At 35.9% G+C, this 23,038-nt stretch carries 21 protein-coding genes; 10 read left to right on the forward strand and 11 right to left on the reverse strand.

The window, feature by feature from the left end; genetic code table 11:
• Positions 1 to 13 precede the first annotated feature (13 nt).
• The 6 genes from ACTF54_RS01895 to aspS form a co-directional block, all read right to left on the reverse strand.
• Positions 14 to 445 (reverse strand): hypothetical protein, encoded by a 432-nt coding sequence (locus ACTF54_RS01895; RefSeq protein WP_347196409.1) that lies wholly within the window; start codon positions 443 to 445, stop codon positions 14 to 16.
• A 123-nt stretch (positions 446 to 568) separates the two neighbouring features.
• Complete coding sequence (locus ACTF54_RS01900; protein WP_347196408.1) at positions 569 to 1,042, reverse strand: acyl-CoA thioesterase; 474 nt, start codon at positions 1,040 to 1,042, stop codon at positions 569 to 571.
• Between the two features lie 110 nt (positions 1,043 to 1,152).
• Entirely contained in the window at positions 1,153 to 2,517 is a 1,365-nt protein-coding gene (locus ACTF54_RS01905) for an MATE family efflux transporter (RefSeq protein ID WP_347203112.1), read from the reverse strand.
• Between the two features lie 116 nt (positions 2,518 to 2,633).
• A complete protein-coding gene (hemH, locus tag ACTF54_RS01910; RefSeq protein WP_438968598.1) occupies positions 2,634 to 3,668 on the reverse strand; it encodes a ferrochelatase in 1,035 nt (344 codons plus the stop codon).
• A gap of 118 nt (positions 3,669 to 3,786) precedes the next feature.
• Positions 3,787 to 4,047, reverse strand: a complete 261-nt coding sequence (locus ACTF54_RS01915) for a hypothetical protein (protein WP_438968599.1) — start codon at positions 4,045 to 4,047, stop codon at positions 3,787 to 3,789.
• A 267-nt stretch (positions 4,048 to 4,314) separates the two neighbouring features.
• Positions 4,315 to 6,063 carry an aspartate--tRNA ligase gene (aspS, locus tag ACTF54_RS01920; RefSeq protein ID WP_347196404.1) on the reverse strand — a complete coding sequence of 583 codons (1,749 nt, stop codon included), beginning with the start codon at positions 6,061 to 6,063 and terminating at the stop codon, positions 4,315 to 4,317.
• A 230-nt stretch (positions 6,064 to 6,293) separates the two neighbouring features.
• Here aspS and ACTF54_RS01925 point away from each other — a divergent pair, with 230 nt between their 5' ends.
• From ACTF54_RS01925 to ACTF54_RS01935, 3 genes are all read left to right on the forward strand, one after another.
• Positions 6,294 to 6,653 carry a toxin-antitoxin system YwqK family antitoxin gene (locus ACTF54_RS01925; protein WP_347196403.1) on the forward strand — a complete coding sequence of 120 codons (360 nt, stop codon included), beginning with the start codon at positions 6,294 to 6,296 and terminating at the stop codon, positions 6,651 to 6,653.
• A gap of 176 nt (positions 6,654 to 6,829) precedes the next feature.
• Positions 6,830 to 7,525, forward strand: a complete 696-nt coding sequence (locus tag ACTF54_RS01930; protein ID WP_347196402.1) for a TetR family transcriptional regulator C-terminal domain-containing protein — start codon at positions 6,830 to 6,832, stop codon at positions 7,523 to 7,525.
• A gap of 197 nt (positions 7,526 to 7,722) precedes the next feature.
• Positions 7,723 to 9,063 (forward strand): ABC1 kinase family protein, encoded by a 1,341-nt coding sequence (locus ACTF54_RS01935; RefSeq protein WP_438968600.1) that lies wholly within the window; start codon positions 7,723 to 7,725, stop codon positions 9,061 to 9,063.
• A gap of 77 nt (positions 9,064 to 9,140) precedes the next feature.
• Here the strand turns inward: ACTF54_RS01935 and ACTF54_RS01940 are convergent, their stop codons facing one another.
• The 3 genes from ACTF54_RS01940 to ACTF54_RS01950 all read right to left on the reverse strand — a co-directional run bounded on the left by ACTF54_RS01940 (position 9,141) and on the right by ACTF54_RS01950 (position 12,772).
• Entirely contained in the window at positions 9,141 to 10,421 is a 1,281-nt protein-coding gene (locus tag ACTF54_RS01940; RefSeq protein WP_347196400.1) for a metal-dependent hydrolase family protein, read from the reverse strand.
• Between the two features lie 71 nt (positions 10,422 to 10,492).
• Entirely contained in the window at positions 10,493 to 11,605 is a 1,113-nt protein-coding gene (locus ACTF54_RS01945) for an SH3 domain-containing protein (RefSeq protein WP_438968601.1), read from the reverse strand.
• Positions 11,606 to 11,638: 33 nt separating this feature from the next.
• On the reverse strand, positions 11,639 to 12,772 hold the full coding sequence (locus ACTF54_RS01950; RefSeq protein WP_347196398.1) for a DegT/DnrJ/EryC1/StrS family aminotransferase: 1,134 nt from the start codon (positions 12,770 to 12,772) through the stop codon (positions 11,639 to 11,641).
• A 116-nt stretch (positions 12,773 to 12,888) separates the two neighbouring features.
• On the opposite strand from ACTF54_RS01950, the gene ACTF54_RS01955 reads away from it, so the two are divergent.
• A complete protein-coding gene (locus ACTF54_RS01955; RefSeq protein WP_347196397.1) occupies positions 12,889 to 14,154 on the forward strand; it encodes a 3-deoxy-D-manno-octulosonic acid transferase in 1,266 nt (421 codons plus the stop codon).
• Positions 14,132 to 15,106: a carboxypeptidase-like regulatory domain-containing protein gene (locus tag ACTF54_RS01960; protein WP_438968602.1), complete on the forward strand. Its 975-nt coding sequence runs from the start codon at positions 14,132 to 14,134 to the stop codon at positions 15,104 to 15,106. The genes ACTF54_RS01955 and ACTF54_RS01960 overlap by 23 nt, the downstream gene beginning before the upstream one ends.
• Here the strand turns inward: ACTF54_RS01960 and ACTF54_RS01965 are convergent, their stop codons facing one another.
• Complete coding sequence (locus ACTF54_RS01965) at positions 15,107 to 15,766, reverse strand: DUF2461 domain-containing protein (RefSeq protein WP_438968603.1); 660 nt, start codon at positions 15,764 to 15,766, stop codon at positions 15,107 to 15,109. It lies immediately after the preceding gene.
• Positions 15,767 to 15,905: 139 nt separating this feature from the next.
• Between ACTF54_RS01965 and ACTF54_RS01970 the strand changes: the two genes are divergently transcribed.
• Positions 15,906 to 16,079, forward strand: coding sequence for a hypothetical protein (locus ACTF54_RS01970; RefSeq protein ID WP_438968604.1), 174 nt, complete (start codon positions 15,906 to 15,908; stop codon positions 16,077 to 16,079).
• A 36-nt stretch (positions 16,080 to 16,115) separates the two neighbouring features.
• On the opposite strand, the gene ACTF54_RS01975 is transcribed toward ACTF54_RS01970, so the two are convergent.
• Positions 16,116 to 16,889, reverse strand: a complete 774-nt coding sequence (locus ACTF54_RS01975) for a LexA family transcriptional regulator (protein ID WP_438968605.1) — start codon at positions 16,887 to 16,889, stop codon at positions 16,116 to 16,118.
• A 132-nt stretch (positions 16,890 to 17,021) separates the two neighbouring features.
• Between ACTF54_RS01975 and ACTF54_RS01980 the strand changes: the two genes are divergently transcribed.
• The 4 genes from ACTF54_RS01980 (at position 17,022) to ACTF54_RS01995 (ending at position 22,990) form a co-directional block, all read left to right on the forward strand.
• Complete coding sequence (locus ACTF54_RS01980; RefSeq protein ID WP_347196392.1) at positions 17,022 to 17,849, forward strand: SOS response-associated peptidase; 828 nt, start codon at positions 17,022 to 17,024, stop codon at positions 17,847 to 17,849.
• Between the two features lie 13 nt (positions 17,850 to 17,862).
• Positions 17,863 to 18,147, forward strand: coding sequence for a hypothetical protein (locus tag ACTF54_RS01985; protein ID WP_347196391.1), 285 nt, complete (start codon positions 17,863 to 17,865; stop codon positions 18,145 to 18,147).
• A gap of 369 nt (positions 18,148 to 18,516) precedes the next feature.
• Positions 18,517 to 19,734, forward strand: coding sequence for a DNA polymerase IV (gene dinB / locus ACTF54_RS01990; RefSeq protein ID WP_438968606.1), 1,218 nt, complete (start codon positions 18,517 to 18,519; stop codon positions 19,732 to 19,734).
• Positions 19,735 to 19,864: 130 nt separating this feature from the next.
• Entirely contained in the window at positions 19,865 to 22,990 is a 3,126-nt protein-coding gene (locus ACTF54_RS01995; protein WP_438968660.1) for a DNA polymerase III subunit alpha, read from the forward strand.
• Positions 22,991 to 23,038: the final 48 nt, after the last annotated feature.

A 23,038-nucleotide genomic window follows, 5' to 3' on the forward strand; every position in this document is an offset into this window, starting at 1 on the left:
CCTAAAGAAGGTTTTAAATAGCCTTTGAAATTACATCTTCATTTATAGTCGCTGCCCATTGGACAGCTTCTAAACAGTTATCAAAAACTCTAAATTTAGAAGGAACAAATAAAGATTCAAACTTTGCATTTCTAGTTTCTAGTGCATTGTCTACAACTATTGCATAGCCCCTAAGTTTCAAAGCGTACGAAGTAAATTTTAACCAATCTACCGGTTTCACATTATATTTATGAATACGATGCGATATATAAACTATATCCTTACCATCACTGTTATAAAAACTAAGTGCGTCTTTTATAAATATTTCCCCATGCTTCCATGAGAAATCAATGCCTTCATTTATTTCTGAAACTATAAAACCATGAAATAGATAAAAACTTCCAAAAGAATAGTGAAGTTCTTTTAATATTTCATCTTGAAAAAGAGACTGTTTTATTGAATTCATTTAAATAAAGATTTAGATCAAGCTTAATGTTAAAATGAGAAAGGGAAATTATAGAACTAATTCGTTTGTAAGATCATTAATAAAGCGTAACTAATAAAATTTTTAATAATCGTTTAGTTCAAATTAGATATCTTCAGGAAACTCTCCATGAGACCTCATATCTGATTTTTGTAGAACCTTAAAATCTATAGACCTGGGAAAGCTCTTAATTTTATCAAATAAATCAGTATGTAAAGCTGTTATTTTACGCTCTCTTAAGTTCATCCAGGCACCTGTCATTAAACCACGTGCAACGTTGCGACCTTTATAATCATAAAAGTTATGTCTAAAGCTAAACATACTTCCATCTTCACTCATACCTGTCACTTCACAGCTAACTGTAATTGGTCTACCTTGATGAATTTCTTTAAAATAGTATATGTTTTCATTGAAAATTACCGGTCCAGTTTCATATTGAGCCATTTCTCGCTGTCCGAAGTCATTTTCAATTAAAAAAGCCATACGAGTATGACTCATAAAATTTTGATACGCACTATTTGCCATATGCCTATTAGCATCGAGATCACTCCATCTTACGTCAAATTCTTTTGTGTACATTTAGCTCGTTTATTTTTACAAAGATATATATTATGCATGCATAATACTTGAATAAACTAAGGAATATTTAAAAGCCTCGCTTTCGCGAAAGCGGAACTAAGAAATTCTAATTATACAGTTGCTGGCTTCAATTTCTTCATAGCCATCCATAAATAGTAAGCGGTAATAATAGTAGAGACGACGTCTGCAATAGGGAAACTGATCCACACGCCTAACTCGCCATAAAATCTAGGTAAAATCAAAACCAAAGGCAATAATATAAATCCTGTACGTAACAAGGTAAGTAATAATGCGGGAATCGCTTTACCGATCGCTTGATAGTAAGCAGATCCTATAAGCTGTATGGCAATAATAGGAACGGCTATAAAAACCAGTTTGAGCGCAAAAGAAGTGTCTTCTATTACCTGTATATCTTTAGTAAAAACACTTGCAATATCTCTAGTAAAAAAGAAAAGTGCTAGAAATATGACTATCCCTAGGCCACAAGCATATTTTATAGAGGTAAAAATCACCTCACGTACACGACTCCATTTTTCTGCACCATAATTGTAGCCAGCAATAGGTAAAAATCCTTGAGTGATTCCCAAAACAGGGAAAAGGGCAAACATCATCATTCTTCCTATAATTCCAAAAACAGAAACACTGCTCTCACCACCTAATTCAAAGAGTACATTATTCAATATCAAGTACAACAAACTTGTAGTCGCCTGTCTTGCAAGAGTAACAAAGCCTAGCGCTCCTATTTCACTTAAAATAATCCATTTAAAAATAAAATGCCTCCAGCTACAAAGCAATTCACTTTTTCCAGATAGAAAAAACCAAGCGACATAAGCCAAGCAAAGTCCGTAACTTATTGTTGTCGCCCACGCAGCGCCTTCCATTCCCATGTCCAGCCTATTGATCAAGATATAGTCTAGTAACAAATTACCTATTGATGGAATAAGCATGGCAATCATTGCATGTTTAGGAGCCCCTTCTGCTCTTATCACATTATTTCCCATCATACAAAGTGCCAGCATGGGTATTCCATAGAGGACGATGCGGTAATAAATTTTGGCAGGAACAAATATTTCTCCTTTTCCACCAAAGGCAGGAACAAGATCATTTATAAAAATAAGACCTAAACCTACCATTACCGTTGTGATAAGAATGGTAAGGGATAACATGTTTCCAAAAGTGGTTTTGGCTTTTTCATGATTATCTGCGCCCAGCGCTCTAGAGATAATACTAGATCCTCCTATTCCTATTGCCATTCCTAACGCAGCAATAAAAAAGGATACCGGTAAAACTACATTTATAGCTGCAATAGCAATAGAACCTATCCAGTTACCTACAAAAATAGTATCAATTAATATGTTTAGAGACATGACAAGAATTCCTATAGAAGCTGGAACTGCTTGCTTGATCAGTAATTTAGAAATAGGCTCAATACCTAGAGCAATAGATTTATTTTTAGGAAGTGGAGCAGTTTTCATAATTCGTAAAGGTAGAATTTAATAAGGTAAATTTCTTCTTAATAAAAAAGGCCTTCCATTAATGAAGACCTTTTATCTATTTATAATCTCGCTTTTGCGAAAGCGGAATCGAATGATTAAACAGCGGCAACTTCACTCATTGCCCATTCATCTATCCATCGTGATAAAACTTTTACCCAATCTTCACGATCGTTTAAGCATGGAATCACATGAAACTCTTCTCCACCTACTTCATGGAAAATCTCTTCTCCTTCCATTGCGATTTCTTCTAATGTTTCAAGACAGTCACTTACAAAAGCTGGAGTGGCGATCGCCATTTTCTTAGTACCGCCTAGACCCATTTTTTCAATCGTACGATCTGTATATGGTGTTAACCAAGGATCAAACCCTAAACGTGATTGAAAAGTGGTTGAATAAGTACCTTCTTCCATGCCTAGATATTCACCTACTAATCGAGTCACTTCTTTACATTGATGGCTGTAACAAAACTCATGTGCTGGCGATGGTGTAGAGCAGCACTTACCGTCCATTTTACAATGAGATTTTGTAATATCACTTTTTCTGATGTGCCTTTTAGGAACACCATGATAGGAGAACAATAAATGTTCATAATCTTTATCTTCTAATGATTCTTTAATCGATTCAGAAAGTACGCGTATGTAATCAGGATGATTATAAAACGGCGGCATGTGTGTAAAAGACATGTGAGGATATTTTTCCTGACGTATCTCTTCAGCGAGTACTTGAATAGTCTCAGTAGTAGCCATCGCAAATTGTGGATACAAAGGAATCAACAATACCTCATCAACACCTTTGTCATGAAGTTCTTGCATTCCTTCTTCAATGGACATCGATCCATAACGCATCGCTAGGGCAATAGGTACGCTTGTAAAGGCATCGATCTTCTCTTGTAATCGTTCTGAAAGAACTATCAAAGGGCTGCCTTCATCCCACCATATTTTACCATAAGCTTCTGCACTTTTCTTAGGTCTGGTGTTTAAAACTATTCCTTTAACAAGAATTGCTCTTAATATATAAGGTAAGTCTATCACTCGCTCGTCCATTAAGAACTCATCGAGGTATTTCTTTACATCTTTTGGGTTAGGACTATCTGGTGACCCCAGATTTACCATTAATACGCCTTTTTTCATAGTTGTTTTGTACTGTTACAAAAGTCGGCAATAAGATGAAGTTATTACTTAAAAAGGATTTAAAAAGTAAAATAGCGCTATTGATGCTATTTATAATAAAGTTTCAAAACAATTAATTTCACCGACTTTTATCATTTATATCCCAGTCTTCATCCTCATCTTCTTCATTTTTTTGATTGAAATTAAATTTAGAAAGATCTTTATTTTTATAACGTGTCCATATAAATAAAGGCATGACAATAAGAAAAATAAATAAAGTGGATAGACCTATGACCTTATGTCCAACATCATCATTACCTTGATCTAAAAAATAAAACCCTACTCCTATTGCTGCAATAGCACATAAAAGTAGGATTCCTAATAATTTTAAAAAATTCATATATTAAAATAAAATATTAACTATTACATGCCTAAGACAGATATGTGAATATTTGAAAGTCGTACTATATAAAAAGGTTGCGACTATTGCTCAGTCTAATACCTTCATGTCAATATTCCATATAACTTAATCGATATTCGATATTTAAAACTTAAAGTAGCGTTTTAAAGTCTCAATGCTCGTTTATTATCTTATTAACTTATTAGCCCTAAGATACTCGGAAACCAATATTCGAGTTCAAATTCAAGTTCGAGTTCAAGTTCTTTTCTAAACAGTAACCTTTAAATTTAATTCCTTTAATTGCTCGTTATCAATAGCAGAAGGCGCATCGATCATCACGTCACGGCCGCTATTATTTTTAGGAAAAGCAATAAAATCTCTAATCGTTTCCTGACCACCTAAAATAGAAACTAATCTATCAAAACCAAATGCTAGTCCTGCATGTGGTGGCGCACCATATTCAAAAGCATCCATCAAGAAACCAAATTGAGCACGAGCCTCTTCTGGAGTAAACCCTAAATGGTCAAACATTAAAGCTTGTAGCTCCTTATCAAAAATACGTACAGATCCACCACCTATCTCATTACCGTTCATCACAAGATCGTAAGCATTTGCACGCACATTTCCTGGATCTGTTTTTAGTTTTTCAATATCTTCAGGTTTAGGAGAAGTAAACGGATGGTGCATCGCATGGTAACGCTCTGTATCTTCATCCCATTCTAATAATGGAAAGTCTACCACCCATAAAGGTGCAAATTCATTTGCATTGCGCAATCCTAATCGCTCTGCCATTTCCATTCTTAAAGCACTTAATTGCGCACGAGTTTTATTTGCTGGTCCTGACATCACGCATATTAAATCTCCTGGTTCTGCTCCAGTAGCTTCTGCCCATTTAGCAAGATCTTCCTGAGAATAAAATTTATCTACACTCGATTTATAAGTTCCGTCTAGGTTGCATTTTGCATAAACCATTCCGGTAGCACCTACTTGTGGACGTCGTACCCAATCGATTAATTTATCGATTTCTTTACGAGTCATGCTTTCACCACCTGGAACCGCTAGCGCAACGACTAGTTCTGCCTCGTTAAAGATTTTGAATTCTCCCGCTTTCGCGAAAGCAGAGATATCAGCAAATTCCATCCCAAAACGAATGTCTGGTTTATCATTTCCATATTTTTCCATCGCCTCTTGATAAGTCATACGAGGAAAATCTGCTATATCTACATTCTTCACTTTTTTCAATAAGTGACGCGTCATGTCTTCAAAGATATTCAAAACATCTTCTTGCTCTACAAAAGACATCTCACAGTCTATTTGTGTAAATTCTGGTTGACGATCGGCACGTAAATCTTCATCTCTAAAGCATTTTACAATCTGAAAATACTTATCCATTCCACCTACCATCAATAATTGCTTAAAAGTTTGAGGTGATTGTGGCAAAGCATAAAACTGACCTTCATTCATACGTGATGGAACGACAAAGTCACGAGCACCTTCTGGTGTAGATTTGATTAAAACAGGCGTTTCTACCTCGATAAAGTCTTTGTTTGCAAGAAAATTACGCACTTCCATTGCTACTTTAGATCTAAAGATCAAGTTCTCACGCACTGGATTACGGCGTATATCTAGGTAGCGGTATTTCATACGCAACTCTTCTCCACCATCTGTTTTATCTTCTATGGTAAATGGAGGCGTTTTAGACTCGCTCAATATTTCTAATTCCTTTACAAGGATCTCGATCTCTCCTGTAGGAATATTTTCATTCTTAGACTCACGTTCAATTACAGTTCCTTTTACTTGAATCACAAATTCACGACCTAATTTTTGCGCTTTTTCAATAAGTGCTTTTTCAGTTCGCTCTTCATCAAAAAGCAACTGAGTAATTCCATAACGGTCTCTCAAATCCACCCAAACGATAAAACCTTTATCGCGGCTTTTTTGAACCCATCCAGAAAGTGTTACTTCTTTATTTATATCGCTAGCACGCAGGCTACCACAATCGTGTGATCTATACATAATTAATACTTCTAAGAAAGTGCAAAAATAAACCGATTTACATCATAAACACATAAGAAAATGGCAAAGATTTAGTAATTATATAGAAGAACTACTCTAAAATAGTGAAAATATTTTTGATTCAATATTCTCATTTACAATTAATTATGTATTTAATGTAAATTTAATGTTATGTATATGTTGTTTAAATGTATTTTAAAAGTTAACTTTGAGTAACATTAAAGTATTAGATGATGAAGAAATTAATGATTATTGCCGTAATGATGCTGGGCGTTGTTGCTATGGCACAAGAAGTGAAACCTACCTTTGAAAAGATGGAAGATGGTGTAGTAAAAGCTACTTATTTTCATGATAATGGAACAGTTGCACAGACAGGAACATTCTTGAATAACAAAAGACATGGTGAGTGGATCAGCTATAGTGCTGATGGTCAAAAAACTGCTAAGGCAGAGTATAAAAATGATAGAAAAGCAGGTAAATGGTTTTTCTGGAATAATGACCAGCTTACTGAAGTAGATTATAGTGAAAATGCTATTGTAGCAGTTAACACTTGGGTGAATAAAGAACCAGTGGCAACAAACAGACCGTAGTTCACGATTCATTATAATCTTAAAAATCCCTTTCTAAAATTTTAGAAAGGGATTTTTTTATGGTGTCAACTCTAAGTTTTGCTCTTATACAACGACTAAACCTTAACAAATTTTTGTTTAAAGATGTATCACGATAAGTTAAACAGATCGTATCTTTACCCTATATATTGAAGACTATGGCAACTACTAAAAAAGCACCCGCAAAAAAGACGACTAAAAAGGAAACAGCTAAGAAAGAAATTACTAAGCACGACATCCTTACGGCATATATGGACTATGTTTTAGAACATGAGAAAACTCCTAAGTCTGTTTATAAATTTGCTAAGGAGAATAACATGTCAGAACAGGAATTCTATCAATTCTATGGTAGTTTTGATAGTTTACGCAATGATGTTTGGAACACCTTCTTTACCATGACTATGGATGTTGCCCACAAAAATGAAGAATACGCTCATTTTACAAATAGAGAAAAAATGTTAACTTTCTTCTATACGTTTTTTGAACTATTAACACTTAACCGAAGTTATGTTCTTTATACACTCAAAGAAAATCAGCATATGATGAGTAAGATGGAGCAGTTAAAAGGGTTGCGCAAACATGTTAAGAATTTTGCCAAAGAACTAATCATGCAACGTAATGAAGACAAAACTAATATTTTATTAGAGCGTTCTGAAACTATTTATAGTGAAGGAGCTTGGGTACAAATGTTATTCTTGATGAAATTTTGGATGGAAGATGATAGCGCTGGCTTTGAAAAGACCGACATGGCTATTGAAAAATCTGTTAACACCATTTTTGATGTTTTTGACAATACTCCATTAGATGCCGTATTTGATTTCGGCAAGTTCTTGTGGAAGGAACGCATGGCGTAGTAAAAATAAAATCATAAGTAAAATCAAAAACAAGAATACCGATCTGTTGTTTTTGTAATGATTAGAATATTAATATGTAAATGTTCCGCTTTCGCAAAAGCGAGACCATCATAAATACACTTTAGAAAATCTAATTTTAAGTCATTTAAAGGTGTCACACTGAGCTTGTCGAAGTGGATTTCACGCAGATAAATCATATGAAAACATTAGACAAAATACCTACTAGTAAAATAGGTCGTACTACAGAGTTAGTAAAAACTGGCGCAAAAATAGGTGCTAATTACCTTAAATATTATTCCAAAAAAGCTGTGAATCCATCGATGGACCGATCTTCATTAGATGAAGACAATGCGACGGATATTTACGACGGATTAAAAAGTCTAAAAGGAAGTGCGCTTAAAGTAGCACAAATGCTATCTATGGATAAAAGTCTGTTACCAGGTGCGTATGTAGAGAAGTTTAGTCTGGCACAATTCAGCGTGCCACCACTTTCTGCACCATTAGTGCGCAAAACATTTAAAAAATATCAAGGCGCTTTTCCTGAAGAAATTTATGACACATTTTCTAAAGATTCAGTAAACGCTGCAAGTATAGGTCAAGTTCATAAGGCTTCAAAAGACGGTAAACAACTAGCGGTAAAAATTCAATATCCTGGTGTGGCAGAATCTATAGGAAGCGATCTTGCAATGGTAAAGCCTATCGCCATTAAAATGTTCAATCTTAAAGGTGATGATTCTAAAAGGTACTTTTCTGAAGTTGAAGATAAATTAACTGAGGAAACTGATTACACACTAGAAGTAAAGCAAAGTATAGAAATTACAGAAGCTTGTTCACACATTCCTAACTTAAAGTTTCCTAAATACTATCCAGAAATTTCCAGCAAACGCATCATTACGATGGACTGGATGACTGGACAGCATTTGAGCGAATTTGCAAAAACAGATTTTTCATCAGCAATAGGAAATAAATTAGGACAAACACTTTGGGATTTTTATATGTTCCAGATGCACGGACTAAAAGCCGTTCATGCAGATCCACATCCTGGTAATTTTTTAATTTCTAAAGAAGGAGAATTAATAGCCATCGATTTTGGTTGTATTAAAGAAATCGTGGATGAATTTTATCAACCTTATTTTGAACTAGCTGTTCCTGCAAGTATTAACAATCCAGAAATTTTTAAAGCGAAACTATTTCAGTTGGAAATTTTACGCAAAGATGATAGTGAGAAAGAAATCACTTATTTCAGTGCGCTTTTTCATGAAATGCTCAGTTTATTCACCAAACCTTTTCAAGAAAAAACTTTTGATTTTGCAGATTCTGGTTTTTGGGATGAAATTTCTTCTTTAAGTGAAAAATATAGCAATGATAAAGAATTGCGTAAAATGAATGGTAATCGCGGTAGTAAGCACTTTTTATACATCAACCGTACGTTCTTTGGGCTCTACAATCTTTTACATGACTTGAAAGCTACCGTAAATACTCATGAATATGTCAAGTATTTAGAGGAAAAGGGATTTAAGAATCATAGTGCGTTGTAAAAACACAATAAATATTAAATTAAGTAAAAAGGCTATTCTAAAGAATAGCCTTTTTTTGAATATTAAAACTTAAAGTTTTACTTCTTGTAAACCACACCATCCTTCATTACAAAATCCACCGTTTCTAAAACCGCAACATTCTTTTCTGGATTTATAGAAACGGCTATAATATCTGCATAGAAGCCTTTTTTTACTTGGCCTATTTTATCTTCTAGTTTTAGGATTTTTGCTGGTGTAATCGTGGCACTTTGCAAGGTTTCCATAACTGGCATTCCGGCTTCATTCATAAAACCAAATTCTTTTGCGTTTTGTCCATGAGCAAAAACACCTGCGTCTGTTCCAAAGACAATTGGCACTCCTTTTTTATAAGCTCTTGCAAAGGTTCCTTGAATTTGTGGACCAACGGTTCTCGCTTTAGGAACTACTATCGCAGGATAAAAACCTTCTACCTCGGCTTTTTGAGCTACTTCTTTTCCTGCCGTGATCGTAGGAACGAGATAACAATCTTTCTCTATCATTAATTCCATAGTACGTTCACTCATATACGTTCCATGTTCAATGGTCTTAACACCACCTTCTACCGCACGATACATTCCTTCATCTCCATGAGCGTGTGCTGCAACGTGAAAACCATAATCATTTGCCGTTTCTGTAATCGCTTTAATCTCTGCAACCGTAAATTGTGGGTTGCTCCCATTTTTTGCTACACTTAAAACGCCACCAGTTGCGGTGATTTTTATACAATCTGCTCCGTTTTTATAACGATGTCTTACTGCTTCTCTAGCTTCATCTGGACTGTTGGCAACACCTTCTCGTGGTCCTGGATCGCCCATTAATTTTTGATTAGAACCGTTAGTAGGATCAGCATGACCGCCAGTTGTCGCGATGGACTTTCCTGCCGTGAAAATTCTTGGACCAGGCACTTTTCCTTTGTTAATGGCGTCTCGCAGCGAAATATTAATCCCACTACCACCTAGATCTCTAACAGTTGTAAAACCTGACATCAAGGTGATTTCAGCATACTTCACAGAATCGTAAGCAACATCTGCTGGATCATCCACATATTTCTGTACATAAGCATGCGGATTATATTCCGTCTCCATATGAACATGCATATCTGTAAAACCTGGCATGACCCATTTGTCCTTGAGATCAAAGTATTTCACATCCTGAGGAATAATTTTATAACCAGTCTCAACACTTTTGACTTCTCCATTACTTATTTTGATAGTCATCTCTTCCATCCATTTTCCTTTCTCAGTATCTAGAAGGTGACCAGCGTGAATAAAAGTAGTAGTGTCTTGTGCACTTGCTATGATGGCAAGGAATAAAAAGAGGAGTGTAAATCGCAGTTTCATATCTATAATTTGAATTCACAAGTTAAGATATTCCAACACCAATTAATTAAGAATGTTACATCAAGTACTTGTTAAAACTGAATCTTCCCTTTTAAGTAGATAATTTTAGACATACTGCTAGAGTTAGAGTTTCTCAAAACACGATCCATAGGTAAAACGCCTATAATGAATTCATTCTCTTTAATCCAAAAGAAATCACCAGCAGTAATCCAGCTGGTAAAACTCATAAAATAACTTCTAGAGATAGCTTGTTCATTAAACTCTCTTAAAGTAAAATAGGTAGTATTATCAAAACCATTATAATACTCGGCTACTAAGTATTCCCCTTTAGGAGAAATTGATGGAAAGCCACTGGATAGTATGCTTTGTTTTCCTGTAGTCCGATTTACCAGAACAACTTCTGCGTCCTCAGCAAAACCAGAAATGAGATAACTATCCAACTCTTCAATCTGACCGTAATATTCTGTTTCGGAAGCCCATTCTCCTTGGTTATCCTTGATTAAGACAGAATCTTTACCTTTATTAATAGGTAAATAATATTGTTTCCAGTCTACCGGTCTGTACTCGTTTTCTAATTTAAATTTTTTAGGCTGCCAGCTAGCATCAATCTCATAATTACCTATCATCTTTTGATTGATGTAATCTTCTTTATTTACGACTTCAAATTGGATAATATCTTTAAGCACTTCCTTTGCTGCTGGATTGTATTCATAACGCACATCACATTGGTTTCCTGTTTCCCACATTCCACGTCTGGAAGACACACCAGTAGCAGGTGAATATTCGTCAAGAGCTGCACTATCATATAATTCTACAAAATTATGAAGACTTTGCGGTGGGATTTTAGTCAGGTGCTTGCTCAAATAGGCATCAAAAAGATATAATTTGGTTTTATTGTAGTAATCATTATTAAATGTAGGTTCTACACGCACCCAACTTCCATATACTTTTTTACCATCATCGATTACATAGGTCTTTCCAACCGACGGCACATTTTCAATAACTTTCACTTGTGTTCCATAGCGATATTTGCCAGCAATTTTATGGCTAAGGCTTGGTCCTTCTCTAAGATTCAAACCATTTTCGGCATTTATAAAATAGCAAGTGTTTGTTTTCAATTGCGCTTTCACGAAAGCGGAACATAAAAAAACCACTAATAAAAGATGATTCAAATTTGCTTTCATAGTGGTAGTTTCATTAATTATGTAATATAAAATCTATCGATTTACAAACTCCTTAACATGATCGGTAATAAACTTAATTTGTTCGTCGTCTAGTTCGGTATGCATCGGTAAAGAAATACATTCCTTTACTAGTTGATTTGTTACTGTAAAATCATTCTCATTATAACGTTCATCTGCATAAGCTTTTTGTTTGTGTAGCGGAATCGGATAATACACACCGCACGGAATGTTATTTGCTTGCAAGTGTTTTACAAGTCCGTCACGATCTGCATCTTTTATAACTAATGTATATTGATGAAAAACATGGCAATCACAGTTATCACAAACGATAGGTGTGATAATTTTTTCTTCATTTGCAAAAGCAGCCGTATACTTTCTTGCAGCATCTCTACGTGCATTGTTGTAATCAGTTAGGTGTGGTAGTTTTGCTCTCAACACTACCGCTTGCATTGCATCCAGTCTAGAATTGACACCTACTACATCGTGATGATAACGCTCATACATACCATGATTTACCACACCACGTATAATGTGTGCCAGCTCATCATCGTTAGTAAAAATAGCGCCGCCGTCTCCATAAGCTCCTAAGTTTTTAGAAGGGAAAAAGGAGGTGGTTCCTACGTTTCCTATTGTTCCAGTTTTAGACTTAGAACCATCGCTATGCATGTAATTAGAACCTATTCCTTGGGCATTGTCTTCTATCACATAAAGATCATGCTCTTTAGCAATGGCCATGATCTCGTCCATATTTGCGGTCTGACCAAATAAATGAACTGGTACAATTGCCTTAGTTTTAGGAGTAATCGCCTTTTTAATCGCTTCTGTATCGATATTAAAATTATACGGATTCACATCTACCAAAACTGGTGTCAGGTTTAAAAGTGCAATCACTTCTACGGTTGCAGCAAACGTAAAGTCGGCAGTGATGACTTCATCTCCAGGCTGTAAACCTAGTCCCATCATTGCGATTTGAAGTGCATCAGTTCCATTTGCACATGGTATCACATGCTTCACACCTAAATAATCTTCCAGTTCTTTTTGAAAAGCATGAACTTCTGGCCCGTTTATAAAAGCAGCAGATTCAATAACCTCTTGAAGTCCTTTGTTAACTTGATCCTTTATTCCCTCGTACTGACCTTGCAGGTCAACCATCTGTATTTTACGCATTTGCAAATTATATTATGAACGTACGTTTGATGACGCTCTTACTTGTAAAAATAAGCATTATTGCCATAAATGTCGAATCGTATAATTTTATATTACATTTGAAAAAAGACTGGTAATTGAAGACGTTGTATGATATTTTTTCCGCTTTCGCGAAAGCGTGCCTACCACTAGCTGGTGCATTTAATAAAAAACTTAAGTTAGGTGCGCAAGGTCGGGAACGAACCTGGGATATTCTGGACCAAAAAGTAAAGTCTTCTTTACCTAAAATATGGGTACACGCCGCTAGTCTGGGCGAGTTTGAGCAAGTAGTGCCTGTTCTAGAAAAAATTAATCGAGATGAATATCAAGTGGTACTCACTTTTTTCTCACCTAGCGGTTATGAGAACAAGAAGAATACAAAACTTGCAGATGTAGTTTGCTATCTACCGCTAGATGCGGTAAGTAATGTTAATAAATTTATGGCAACTGTAGAACCATCGCTCGCGATAATGGTAAAGTATGAGTTCTGGCCCAATTACTTGAATAAACTAAAAGAAATAGACTGTAAAACCATTCTTATAAGTGGCATGTTTAGAGATAAAATGTCCTTTAATAGTTGGTACGGAAAATGGATGATCAAATCTTTAGAATCTTTTGACCACTTTTTTCTTCAAAATGAATCCTCACTAACTAACCTTAAAAAGTTAGGCTTTACTAATGCAAGCGTTAGTGGCGATACCAGATTTGATCGTGCGAGCCAACTCATAGAAAGAGATAATACCGTTAGTTTTTTAGAAGAGTTTGTAAGCGGTAAAAAATGTCTAGTTATAGGAAGTTCCTGGCCAGAGGATATTGTGATCATGAAAAATTGGTTGCAAGAAAATGAAAAGTCTAGTGAGTATAAAGTAATTATTGCACCTCATGAAGTAGGTTTAAGCAATATTAATGAACTAGAAAAATCATTAGGATATTTCCCTATGAAATGGTCCAGTCTACAAGGTTGCGTTATTCATGACCTTGAAAAACCATCAACAATTGTGATTGACACAATAGGTTTATTAACCAAAGCCTACAGCTATGCAGATCTTGCTTATGTAGGAGGCGCCATGGGAACAAAGGGCTTGCACAATATTTTAGAAGCAGCAACTTACGGCGTTCCTGTTATTATAGGCAAGAATTACTCAAAATTTCCTGAAGCCAGTAAGCTAGAAGATCTTGGTGGATTATTTTCAGTGAAAAATCCTGCTGAATTTGAATCCATCACAAACAAATTATTTGAAGATGGTCACTTTAGAGATAAAACTGGAATGATTTGTGGTCACTGGATCAATAGTAATACCGGCGCAACACGCGAGATTGTATCATATTTAAAATCAATTAATGAAGAACTTATTCTGGATTAGTCTACTACTTTTTAATGTTCAATTAGGAAAAAGTCAAGACATTACCATAAAAGATACAGAAACTAAAGAAGCAATTGCCTTTGCGACTATAAGTTTTGGTAACGGTAAAGGAACTTTTGCAGACGATGAAGGAAGTTTTCGCTTTTCAAAGAAATTGTATCAAGATGTAGATTCTTTATTTTTTTCCAGCATCGGTTATGCAGATCTAGGCGTTGCTGTTGCTGATTTGAAGCCAGAAGTATTTTTATCTCAAGAAGCAGACGAATTAGATACCGTTATATTAACCACTGAACTTACAGGGAAATTTAAAAACAGAAAGCAAAAGGAAATAGGACACGATAATTATTTTGATTGCTGGTTACCAACGGTAGAAAGTGAGATAGCCATAAAATTTGACCGTTATGATGGCGAGCCTACACAAATCACACAACTTAAATTACCAATCGTTCTAGAAGACAGTCAAAAAAGCAGAAAAGGAAAACTACGCAAGTTTTCTACCCTATTTAGAGTTTCTTTTTATGACGTAAATGACGATGGCAGTCCAGAACGCAGATCGCTCTATCCTTCAAAAACCTTTATCGTTGATCAAACTAGTGAGGAAACCTATGAACTAGATATAGAAGAACTTAAAATCAACATTCCAAAAAATGGAATCTTTGCCTCCATACAAGTTCTCGGTTATACTAGGCCTAATGGCAAATTGATCAAAGCCAAAAAATATAGAGAAATAAAAACAAGATCTGGCGTCGAGAAAGTTTCTACCACTTACCGACCACTATTGCCTTTTACCAATGAAATAGAAGGTAAAAATACTTGGGTAAGACGTATTTTCTTTAATAATAAAACTTGGCAATTATTTGATTTAAGCTACAACCCTAACAGTAAATTAGTACGATCAGGAAATAACAATTATGGTATGGGCGCCGAGTTTAAGGTGTATTATAGAGATTAACTATACCGTAACCGATTTATTTAAATACGCTCTAAAAGGAATCATTTCCTTATAAACATCTACACAACGTTGCATAAAATCATCTTGTGTTACTTCTTTTTGAGTCAGATCATGTTGCACGGCAAAAGTTTTCATGCGCAATAGTTCTATATGTTTATGATCTTGAGAATAACCTTTGGGAGCCGTTTTTAAAGAATCACCGTCATCGATCACGTCAAAGGTTTCTTTGAAAGATTTTTTATTCAGAATCTCTTTATATTCCTCACCATTATAATCGATCGCGTCACGTATAGAGTCAAGCAGTTCCTTTTTAGGTTTGTAGAATCCGCCTGCGATGAAAGATTCTTCTGTTCCTAAATGAATATAGAAATCGCCTTGTTTACCATTTTCATTCAAATCCATTCCCGCACCAAAATGATCTTTATAAATTGGTTTCTCTGGATGAAACATCAAATTATTATTAATGCGATTGATGGCTTTTTTTCCTTCTATAGAAACGTATTCTGGATCTACTTTTCCTAATTCAATATCTAGCTGATTCAACCAGTCGATGTACCAATCACGCACTTCATGATAACGCTTTCGATTCTCATCCATCCAGTCTTTAGAATTGTTCTTTTGAAGGTCGCGTAAAAAATCGTACAGTTTATAAAAGCTCATTAAAATATGGTTTGTCTAAAGTTATTCCGCTTTCGCGAAAGCGGAAACATCTTTAACATATTTTAATAAAGATTAAGAAAAAACTGGGACGCACATAGCTGTTAAGCCTGTATATTTAAGTAACCAAAGCAATAAAACTATGAAAAAAATAGCGCTAATAGTAACCATTATGTTTCTAACTTTACCAATATTGGTAGGCTGTAGGGAAGAAGGGAAAGAGGTTGAAGTACAAGAATTACGTGATGATGTACCTAACGATAATAGCAGTGAATCTACTTACAATACTAATCCTACAGAAAACGATCCAGATTGATCTTCATCATTGCTACAAAAAAACAAAAGGAACGTCTTAAGAAGTTCCTTTTTTTATGCTTTGGATTTCTTGACGTAAACTATCTAATCCTTGCTTAAGAGAAATCATTGCTTCTTCTCCTTCATGAACATCAAGATCAAAGCTTAACTTAGAATTCACTTCCCATAGTTCCTTGATTTCGGCAACTGGTTGCTCAATCACAGGATAATCTCGGTTAAGAGATATCAAATTTACCGCTTCTGGAGATTCTGATTTGCGTAGTTTTTTAACGAGAACACTCTCTGCAGTAACTACAACATGAATGCGATTATCATTTGCCATGCGCACACTTTCTACAGCTTTTCCCATAACCCATTCTTGAGGTTGCAAGACCGGTAACATACTATCACCTTTTACTTGAAAAGCTCTGTAACTTCCTTCTTTATATTGTGGCAGTGGTATATTAAAGGCTGGTAAATCATTATACCAGTCGGTATCCTGCACATTGCTGGCATATCCAGCACTGGCTTTTATGGGAACCATGATCATATTTTCACGATCACTAGCATCCATAGTTATAATTTTAGGAGCTGTGCTGGTACTTGTTTCTAAATACTTATTGTAACTATTCCCATACAACCAAAGCGGATTCACATTAAACTGTCGCAGTAATTCTGTCACAATCTTGCCAGTTATTTTCTTTTTACCACGCTCTATATCAGCGGTTGTACTACCTGCATCGAGCAAGTCTGCAAACTCACTTTGGGTTTTTCCTAGGTCCTCTCGTACCTGTTTGAACCTCTTTGCCTCTGTTGAAATCTCTTGTGCCATAGAACAAATATAAGTGTTTTAGGAATAATTCCAATTTTAACACTGGAATATTTCCATAATAATGGAATATTTCCATATATTTGACATGTGAAACGGAATAGTTCTTGGAAATATTCCATAAAACTAATAATTATGTGTGGAAGAGCAACGATAATTACACCAGCAGTAGAATTAGAAAAGCGTTTTAATGCCGCTTTTGCAAAAGGTGCTGTACTTCAAGAAAACGTGAATATCAGTGCTGGTAATAAAATACCAGTCATCACGAGCGCACAGCCTAATCATATACAAATGTTTACTTTGGGCTATACACCTCACTGGGCACACAAACAAACGTATATGATTAATGCACGCAGTGAAGGAAACTTGAATCCAGAAAATAGTACTACATATAAAGGAGCGATGGGTATTTTTAATAAACCTATGTTTCGTCATGCGATTAAATCGCAACGTTGTCTTGTTCTTGTAGATGCGTTTATAGAAGGACCTAAGCAGGAAAAACTTAACAAGCCTTATCTAGTTTACCCTAATCGTGATCGTGGTCCTTTTGCTCTTGCTGGAATTCACGATACCTGGCAACATCCATTAACAGGAGAGTTACACCACACAGTAGCTATTATTACTAGTGCTGCAAATCGATTGACAGAAAGAATTGAACACCACAGAGCACCTGTAGTTTTAAGTAGGACAGACGAAGAAAAATGGCTGAATCCAGATATTTCTGTGCAAGAACTTACTAGAATGATGCAGCCTTTTGATTCTAAAGGATTCAATGCTTATCCTATCTCACAAAAAATCAAAAAGCCAGAGGCAAACGGGTTGGAACTTTTAAAACCTACTGGCGATAAACTCTTTAAAGATTATGATCGTTGCCTTTATGAACGACTCAAGTTTGCCGAAGAAGACGAATATGTGATTAGAGAAGAGCGTTTGGTTGAAGGAGATCAATTTGTTTTGTTTTAAAATGTATCAAAATATGAATATAGAACTTATAAAATCAGAACTAGCACAGCGAGTAGAACAATTAGTCATCACTCGTAAGGCTGGAAAAAAAGCTACTATGAAAGTGGTTCATAAAGTAAAATTATGGTCAGATAAAGTAGCCGAAACCGAAGATCTGATTCATAAAGTATATCACACACTTCATGAAGTATTACAGCAAAACGGAATTCAATTTAAAAATGAAATTGAAAAAGAAGGCTTTATAAGCTTTATGGAACCTACAGTAAACGATCTAGTCATCAAAAATATGGCAGATTAACAAGTAGAATTCATAGAGTAACAATCGTATTAATAACTAACCTCACAGAATATTTTCTGTGAGGTTTTTTGACCGCTTGTTTTAACATAATGCCGATGATTAATACGCAGATTATCAATCTGAGCTTATCGATGATGGGTTTGAAAAAGGCGGTTTTAACTTATGAGGTTATGCCTATTAAAAAATAGTTGAAATCATAGTAAAAAGCTTGTGGGCAAACTCACAGGTTTTAGCCACGGATTATAATTGATTGAGGACCTACATGATCTCGATAAATAACAGACCGATTCCGCTTTGCAGCGTAATGACCACTAAAAACAGCATTGCTGTAACATAAAACAGATTCCCGCCTGCGCAGGAATAATAACTATGAACGATAAACACATCATGCATCTAGACCTTGATACTTTTTACGTTTCTGTAGAAAGGAAGATCGACTCACGACTTAAAGCGAGACCACTTCTCGTAGGTGGAACTAGTGATCGTGGTGTTGTCGCAGCCTGTAGTTATGAAACGCGTGGTTATGGAGTTCATAGCGGTATGTCTATGAAACTTGCCCGACAGTTATGTCCAGAAGCTGTGGTTATACGTGGAAACGCAGGTACCTATTCAAAACATTCTGATGAAGTAACTGAAATTATTAAGGAACAAACACCACTATTTGAAAAATCCAGCATCGATGAGTTCTATGCAGACCTTACAGGAATGGATCGCTTCTATGGTTGCTACAAGTTTGCTACAGAGATGCGCAACAAAATCATCAAAGAAACGGGACTTCCTATTTCTTTTGGACTTTCTATTAATAAAGTAGTTTCTAAAATTGCTACTGGCGAGGCAAAACCTAATAATCAATTACTCATAGATTATGGTACTGAAAAAAGTTTTTTAGCACCACTTTCCATAAAGAAGATTCCGCAAGTAGGCGATAAGACCTATCAAACTTTAAGGCATCTAGGAATTAAAAAAATTCATACCGTTCAAGAAATGCCGCAAGAAATGATGATAAACGTTTTAGGTAAAAACGGCTCTTTGATATGGCAGCGTGCGCAAGGTGTGGATAATCGTCCTGTCGTGGCTTTTAATGAACGCAAGTCTATATCTACTGAGCGAACTTTTGATAAAGACACCATAGATATAAAAAAGTTAAAGTCTATTCTCATTGCAATGACTGAAAATCTTGCGTATCAATTGAGACGTGGCGATAAACTTACTGCTTGTATTAATGTTAAAATACGCTACTCAGATTTCAATACCTACAGCAAGCAAATTCGCATTCCCTATTGCAGCGCAGATCATATTTTGATTCCGCGTATACTGGAATTATTTGACAAACTTTTTCAGCGCAGATTATTGATACGATTGATAGGAATCAGGTTTTCACATATTGTTAGTGGTAATTACCAGATCAATCTTTTTGACGATAGCGAGCAAGCCATCAATTTGTATAAAGCACTAGATAAAATAAGAGAAAAATATGGAGATAGAACCGTCGTTAGAGCAGCTGGAATGGAAGCAAGAACCATAGGTAGAATGCACAATCCTTTTAACGGTTTGCCTCCTGTGGTGCTAGCACATCGCAAACAGTGATTTTAGGCATGAGGCAAAATTTAAAATAACAAATAGCATTTAAAATGACAATTCATAGGTACGGACTTAAGTCCGTACCTATGAATTGGAAAACTCACAAACTCACAAACTCACAAACTCACAAACACATTTGTATTTAAACAATCATACATATTATTCTTTACGCTACGGCACTTATGATGAGAAGGAGCTGCTCCTGCTGGCACAACAAAATGGGTTGAAAACCATCGTGCTTACCGATATTAATAATACCAGCGCTTGTCTCAACTTTATAAGACTTTGTACAAAACACGAGCTTCATGGCGTGATAGGTATTGATTTTAGAAATGAACACCAGCAACTATACGTAGGTATCGCAAAGAACAACAAGGGTTTTCAAGAGCTGAATGAGTTTTTATCGCATCACTTAGAACAAAAAATACCATTGCCAGATCGTGCGCCTGCATTTGAGAACGCATTTGTGATCTATCCACTAGAACAAGTTAAAGAGTTGGAAGTATCTCGCTTTCGCGAAAGCGAATACATTGGAATCTCCCTAACGAGTTTACGCAAGCTTCCTTTTATGGAGTATGTAAAAATGGAGGATAAACTAGTCGTTCTTCAAACTACCACTTTTAGAAATAAACGTGATTTTAATGCTCATCGTTTGTTGCGTTGTATTGATCTCAATATTTTATTAAGCCAGTTGCCAGAAGAGCAACAAGGCAAAATGGAACATCAAATGATCCCGGTGAATCAGTTAGAAAAAGCTTTTGAAGCCTATCCTCATATTATTGAGAATACTAATAAATTACTGGAGCAATGTTCGATTAATTTTAATTTTGAAAATGCACAACTTAATGAAAATCAGCGTGTGTTTACTACAGATGAGGCTGCCGATTTTGAAGAGCTTAAAAGACTAGCTTATGAAGGAGTTGAGCACCGCTATGCAGAAGTTGAAGATAAAAAAGAGGTCTATGCACGTATAGAAAAGGAGTTAGGAATCGTCCATAAAAAAGGCTTTGTTGCTTACTTCTTGATCAACTGGCAAATTTGTGCTTACGCTCGTGAGCAAGGTTATTTTTATGTAGGTCGTGGTAGTGGAGCAAATAGTATTCTTGCCTATCTACTGCGTATTACCGAGGTAGACCCTATTGATCTGGATCTATATTTTGAGCGATTTATCAATGACTATAGAACGAGTCCGCCAGATTTTGATATTGATTTCTCATGGGACGATCGAGAAGATATCACCAGATTTATATTTGAGCGATTTGATAATGTGGCTTTACTCGCTACTTACAATACGTTTCAAGTGCGTGCAGTTATGCGTGAATTAGGAAAAGTTTTTGGACTTCCTAAAGAAGAAATCGATAAACTTACTAGTGGTCAATTGCGAGCCCATGAAAAAGATCAAATGCATGATTTGGTTCTTAAATACAGCAACCTAATTCATGGAATGCCTAATTATACCAGCATTCACGCTGGTGGAATTTTAATAACCGATAAACCTATTCATTGTTACAGCGCGACCAGTTTACCACCTAAAGGTTACCGTACGGTACAATTTGACATGCATATTGCCGAGGATGCTGGAATTCACAAATTTGACATTCTTGCGCAGCGTGGTTTAGGAAAAATACGTGACGCGATTGAAATCGTGAAATACAACCAGCCCGATGCCCAAATAATGGACGTTCACAACGATGTGAAAAAGTTCATGAAAGATGAGAGCATCAATAAAATGATCTCGCAAGCAAAGTGTATCGGTTGTTTTTATATCGAGTCACCAGCTATGAGAATGCTGCTCAGTAAACTCGCCACTGACGACTATATAGGTCTGGTCGCGGCCAGCTCAGTAATACGTCCTGGTGTTGCACAAAGTGGGATGATGCGCGAGTTTATTCTACGCACACGCTATCCAGAAAAACGTAAAGAAGCGCATCCTATTATGCAAAGCATCATGCCAGAAACCTATGGTATCATGGTATATCAGGAAGATGTGATCAAGGTCGCACACAATTATGCAAAATTAGATCTAGGCGAGGCAGATGTACTGCGTCGCGGGATGAGTGGTAAATACCGTTCTCGAGAAGAGTTTCAAAAAGTAGAGGATAATTACTTTAATAATTGTTTAAAAGAAGGTTATGATCCAGAAGAATCTAGAGAAATATGGAACCAGATCAAGAGTTTTGCTGGTTACGCTTTCGCGAAAGGTCACTCTGCATCCTACGCCGTAGAAAGTTACCAGAGTTTGTATTTAAAACGATATTTCCCGCTAGAATACATGACCGCAACACTTAACAATGGCGGTGGTTTTTATAAACCAGAATTATATGTTCATGAGGCGAGAATGTGCGGTGGTATTATAGAAGCACCATGTGTCAACAACAGTGATCTAGCTACTATTATAAAGGGTAAAACTATTTATATCGCGCTGAGTTATTTAAAAGAATTAGAGCGGCGTACCATTCTCAGGATTGTAGAAGAGCGTGATAGAAATGGGTGGTTTTTATCATTAGAGGATTTCATTAATCGTGTACTTATTAGTATCGAGCAGCTTTCTATTTTGATACGTATTAACGCCTTTAGATTTACAAATACCGATCGGTATGAGTTGCTGTGGCAAGCGCATTATAAGCTGGACAAAACACCTAAAAAAGTACTACAAAGCAAACTTTTTGTGCCAGATCACAGACATGTTGAAATCCCAAAACTTTCTACTACAAAAGAAGAACTGGCTTTTGAGCAATTTGAATTGTTAGGATTTCCTTTATGTTCTCATTTTGATTTATTGACAGAGCCACCTAAGAACCAGCTAGGTCGTAAAGAAATGATGGATTATAATAAAAAAATGGTTTTGATTTATGGCTACGTGGTCAACATCAAAACAACTAATACTGCCAAAGGAAAACGCATGCAGTTCGGTACATTCTTGGACCATCGAGGTGAGTTCTTTGATACGGTTATGTTTCCGCCGGTGGCTGCAAAGATCACTTTTCGCGGAAGCGGTATTTACATGATTTACGGTAAAGTAGTAGAAGAATTTGATTTCTATTCTATAGAGGTTCACAACATGAAAAAAGCAGATTATATTCAAGATCCTCGCTATGCAGAGGAAAATCCGCAGACGATGCAGCGACTCGATAAACAGGCTAGTTTACGAGATCGGCGTATGGGAAATGGAAACGGTAGACGCCACCCAGAATTATCACTAGAAAATGGAGCGATTCATCAACCTGGTGGAGGAAGAAAATCTAGTAAGCCTGATTGGTAAGCTATGAGATAAAACTATCCTAGAGAATTTAATAAAGAGATACCTGCC

The sequence above is a fragment of the Nonlabens sp. genome, assembly GCF_965657255.1.
In the GTDB taxonomy this organism is placed as follows: Bacteria; Bacteroidota; Bacteroidia; order Flavobacteriales; family Flavobacteriaceae; genus Nonlabens.

Bases quoted from the DNA above. Each gene is read 5' to 3' on its own strand.
- ACTF54_RS01895 (WP_347196409.1), bottom strand. From the start codon at position 445: ATGAATTCAATAAAACAGTCTCTTTTTCAAGATGAAATATTAAAAGAA.
- ACTF54_RS01900 (WP_347196408.1), bottom strand. From the start codon at position 1,042: ATGTACACAAAAGAATTTGACGTAAGATGGAGTGATCTCGATGCTAAT.
- ACTF54_RS01905 (WP_347203112.1), bottom strand. From the start codon at position 2,517: ATGAAAACTGCTCCACTTCCTAAAAATAAATCTATTGCTCTAGGTATT.
- hemH (WP_438968598.1), bottom strand. From the start codon at position 3,668: ATGAAAAAAGGCGTATTAATGGTAAATCTGGGGTCACCAGATAGTCCT.
- ACTF54_RS01915 (WP_438968599.1), bottom strand. From the start codon at position 4,047: ATGAATTTTTTAAAATTATTAGGAATCCTACTTTTATGTGCTATTGCA.
- aspS (WP_347196404.1), bottom strand. From the start codon at position 6,063: ATGTATAGATCACACGATTGTGGTAGCCTGCGTGCTAGCGATATAAAT.
- ACTF54_RS01925 (WP_347196403.1), top strand. From the start codon at position 6,294: ATGATGAAGAAATTAATGATTATTGCCGTAATGATGCTGGGCGTTGTT.
- ACTF54_RS01930 (WP_347196402.1), top strand. From the start codon at position 6,830: ATGGCAACTACTAAAAAAGCACCCGCAAAAAAGACGACTAAAAAGGAA.
- ACTF54_RS01935 (WP_438968600.1), top strand. From the start codon at position 7,723: ATGAAAACATTAGACAAAATACCTACTAGTAAAATAGGTCGTACTACA.
- ACTF54_RS01940 (WP_347196400.1), bottom strand. From the start codon at position 10,421: ATGAAACTGCGATTTACACTCCTCTTTTTATTCCTTGCCATCATAGCA.
- ACTF54_RS01945 (WP_438968601.1), bottom strand. From the start codon at position 11,605: ATGAAAGCAAATTTGAATCATCTTTTATTAGTGGTTTTTTTATGTTCC.
- ACTF54_RS01950 (WP_347196398.1), bottom strand. From the start codon at position 12,772: ATGCGTAAAATACAGATGGTTGACCTGCAAGGTCAGTACGAGGGAATA.
- ACTF54_RS01960 (WP_438968602.1), top strand. From the start codon at position 14,132: ATGAAGAACTTATTCTGGATTAGTCTACTACTTTTTAATGTTCAATTA.
- ACTF54_RS01965 (WP_438968603.1), bottom strand. From the start codon at position 15,766: ATGAGCTTTTATAAACTGTACGATTTTTTACGCGACCTTCAAAAGAAC.
- ACTF54_RS01970 (WP_438968604.1), top strand. From the start codon at position 15,906: ATGAAAAAAATAGCGCTAATAGTAACCATTATGTTTCTAACTTTACCA.
- ACTF54_RS01975 (WP_438968605.1), bottom strand. From the start codon at position 16,889: ATGGCACAAGAGATTTCAACAGAGGCAAAGAGGTTCAAACAGGTACGA.
- ACTF54_RS01980 (WP_347196392.1), top strand. From the start codon at position 17,022: ATGTGTGGAAGAGCAACGATAATTACACCAGCAGTAGAATTAGAAAAG.
- ACTF54_RS01985 (WP_347196391.1), top strand. From the start codon at position 17,863: ATGAATATAGAACTTATAAAATCAGAACTAGCACAGCGAGTAGAACAA.
- dinB (WP_438968606.1), top strand. From the start codon at position 18,517: ATGAACGATAAACACATCATGCATCTAGACCTTGATACTTTTTACGTT.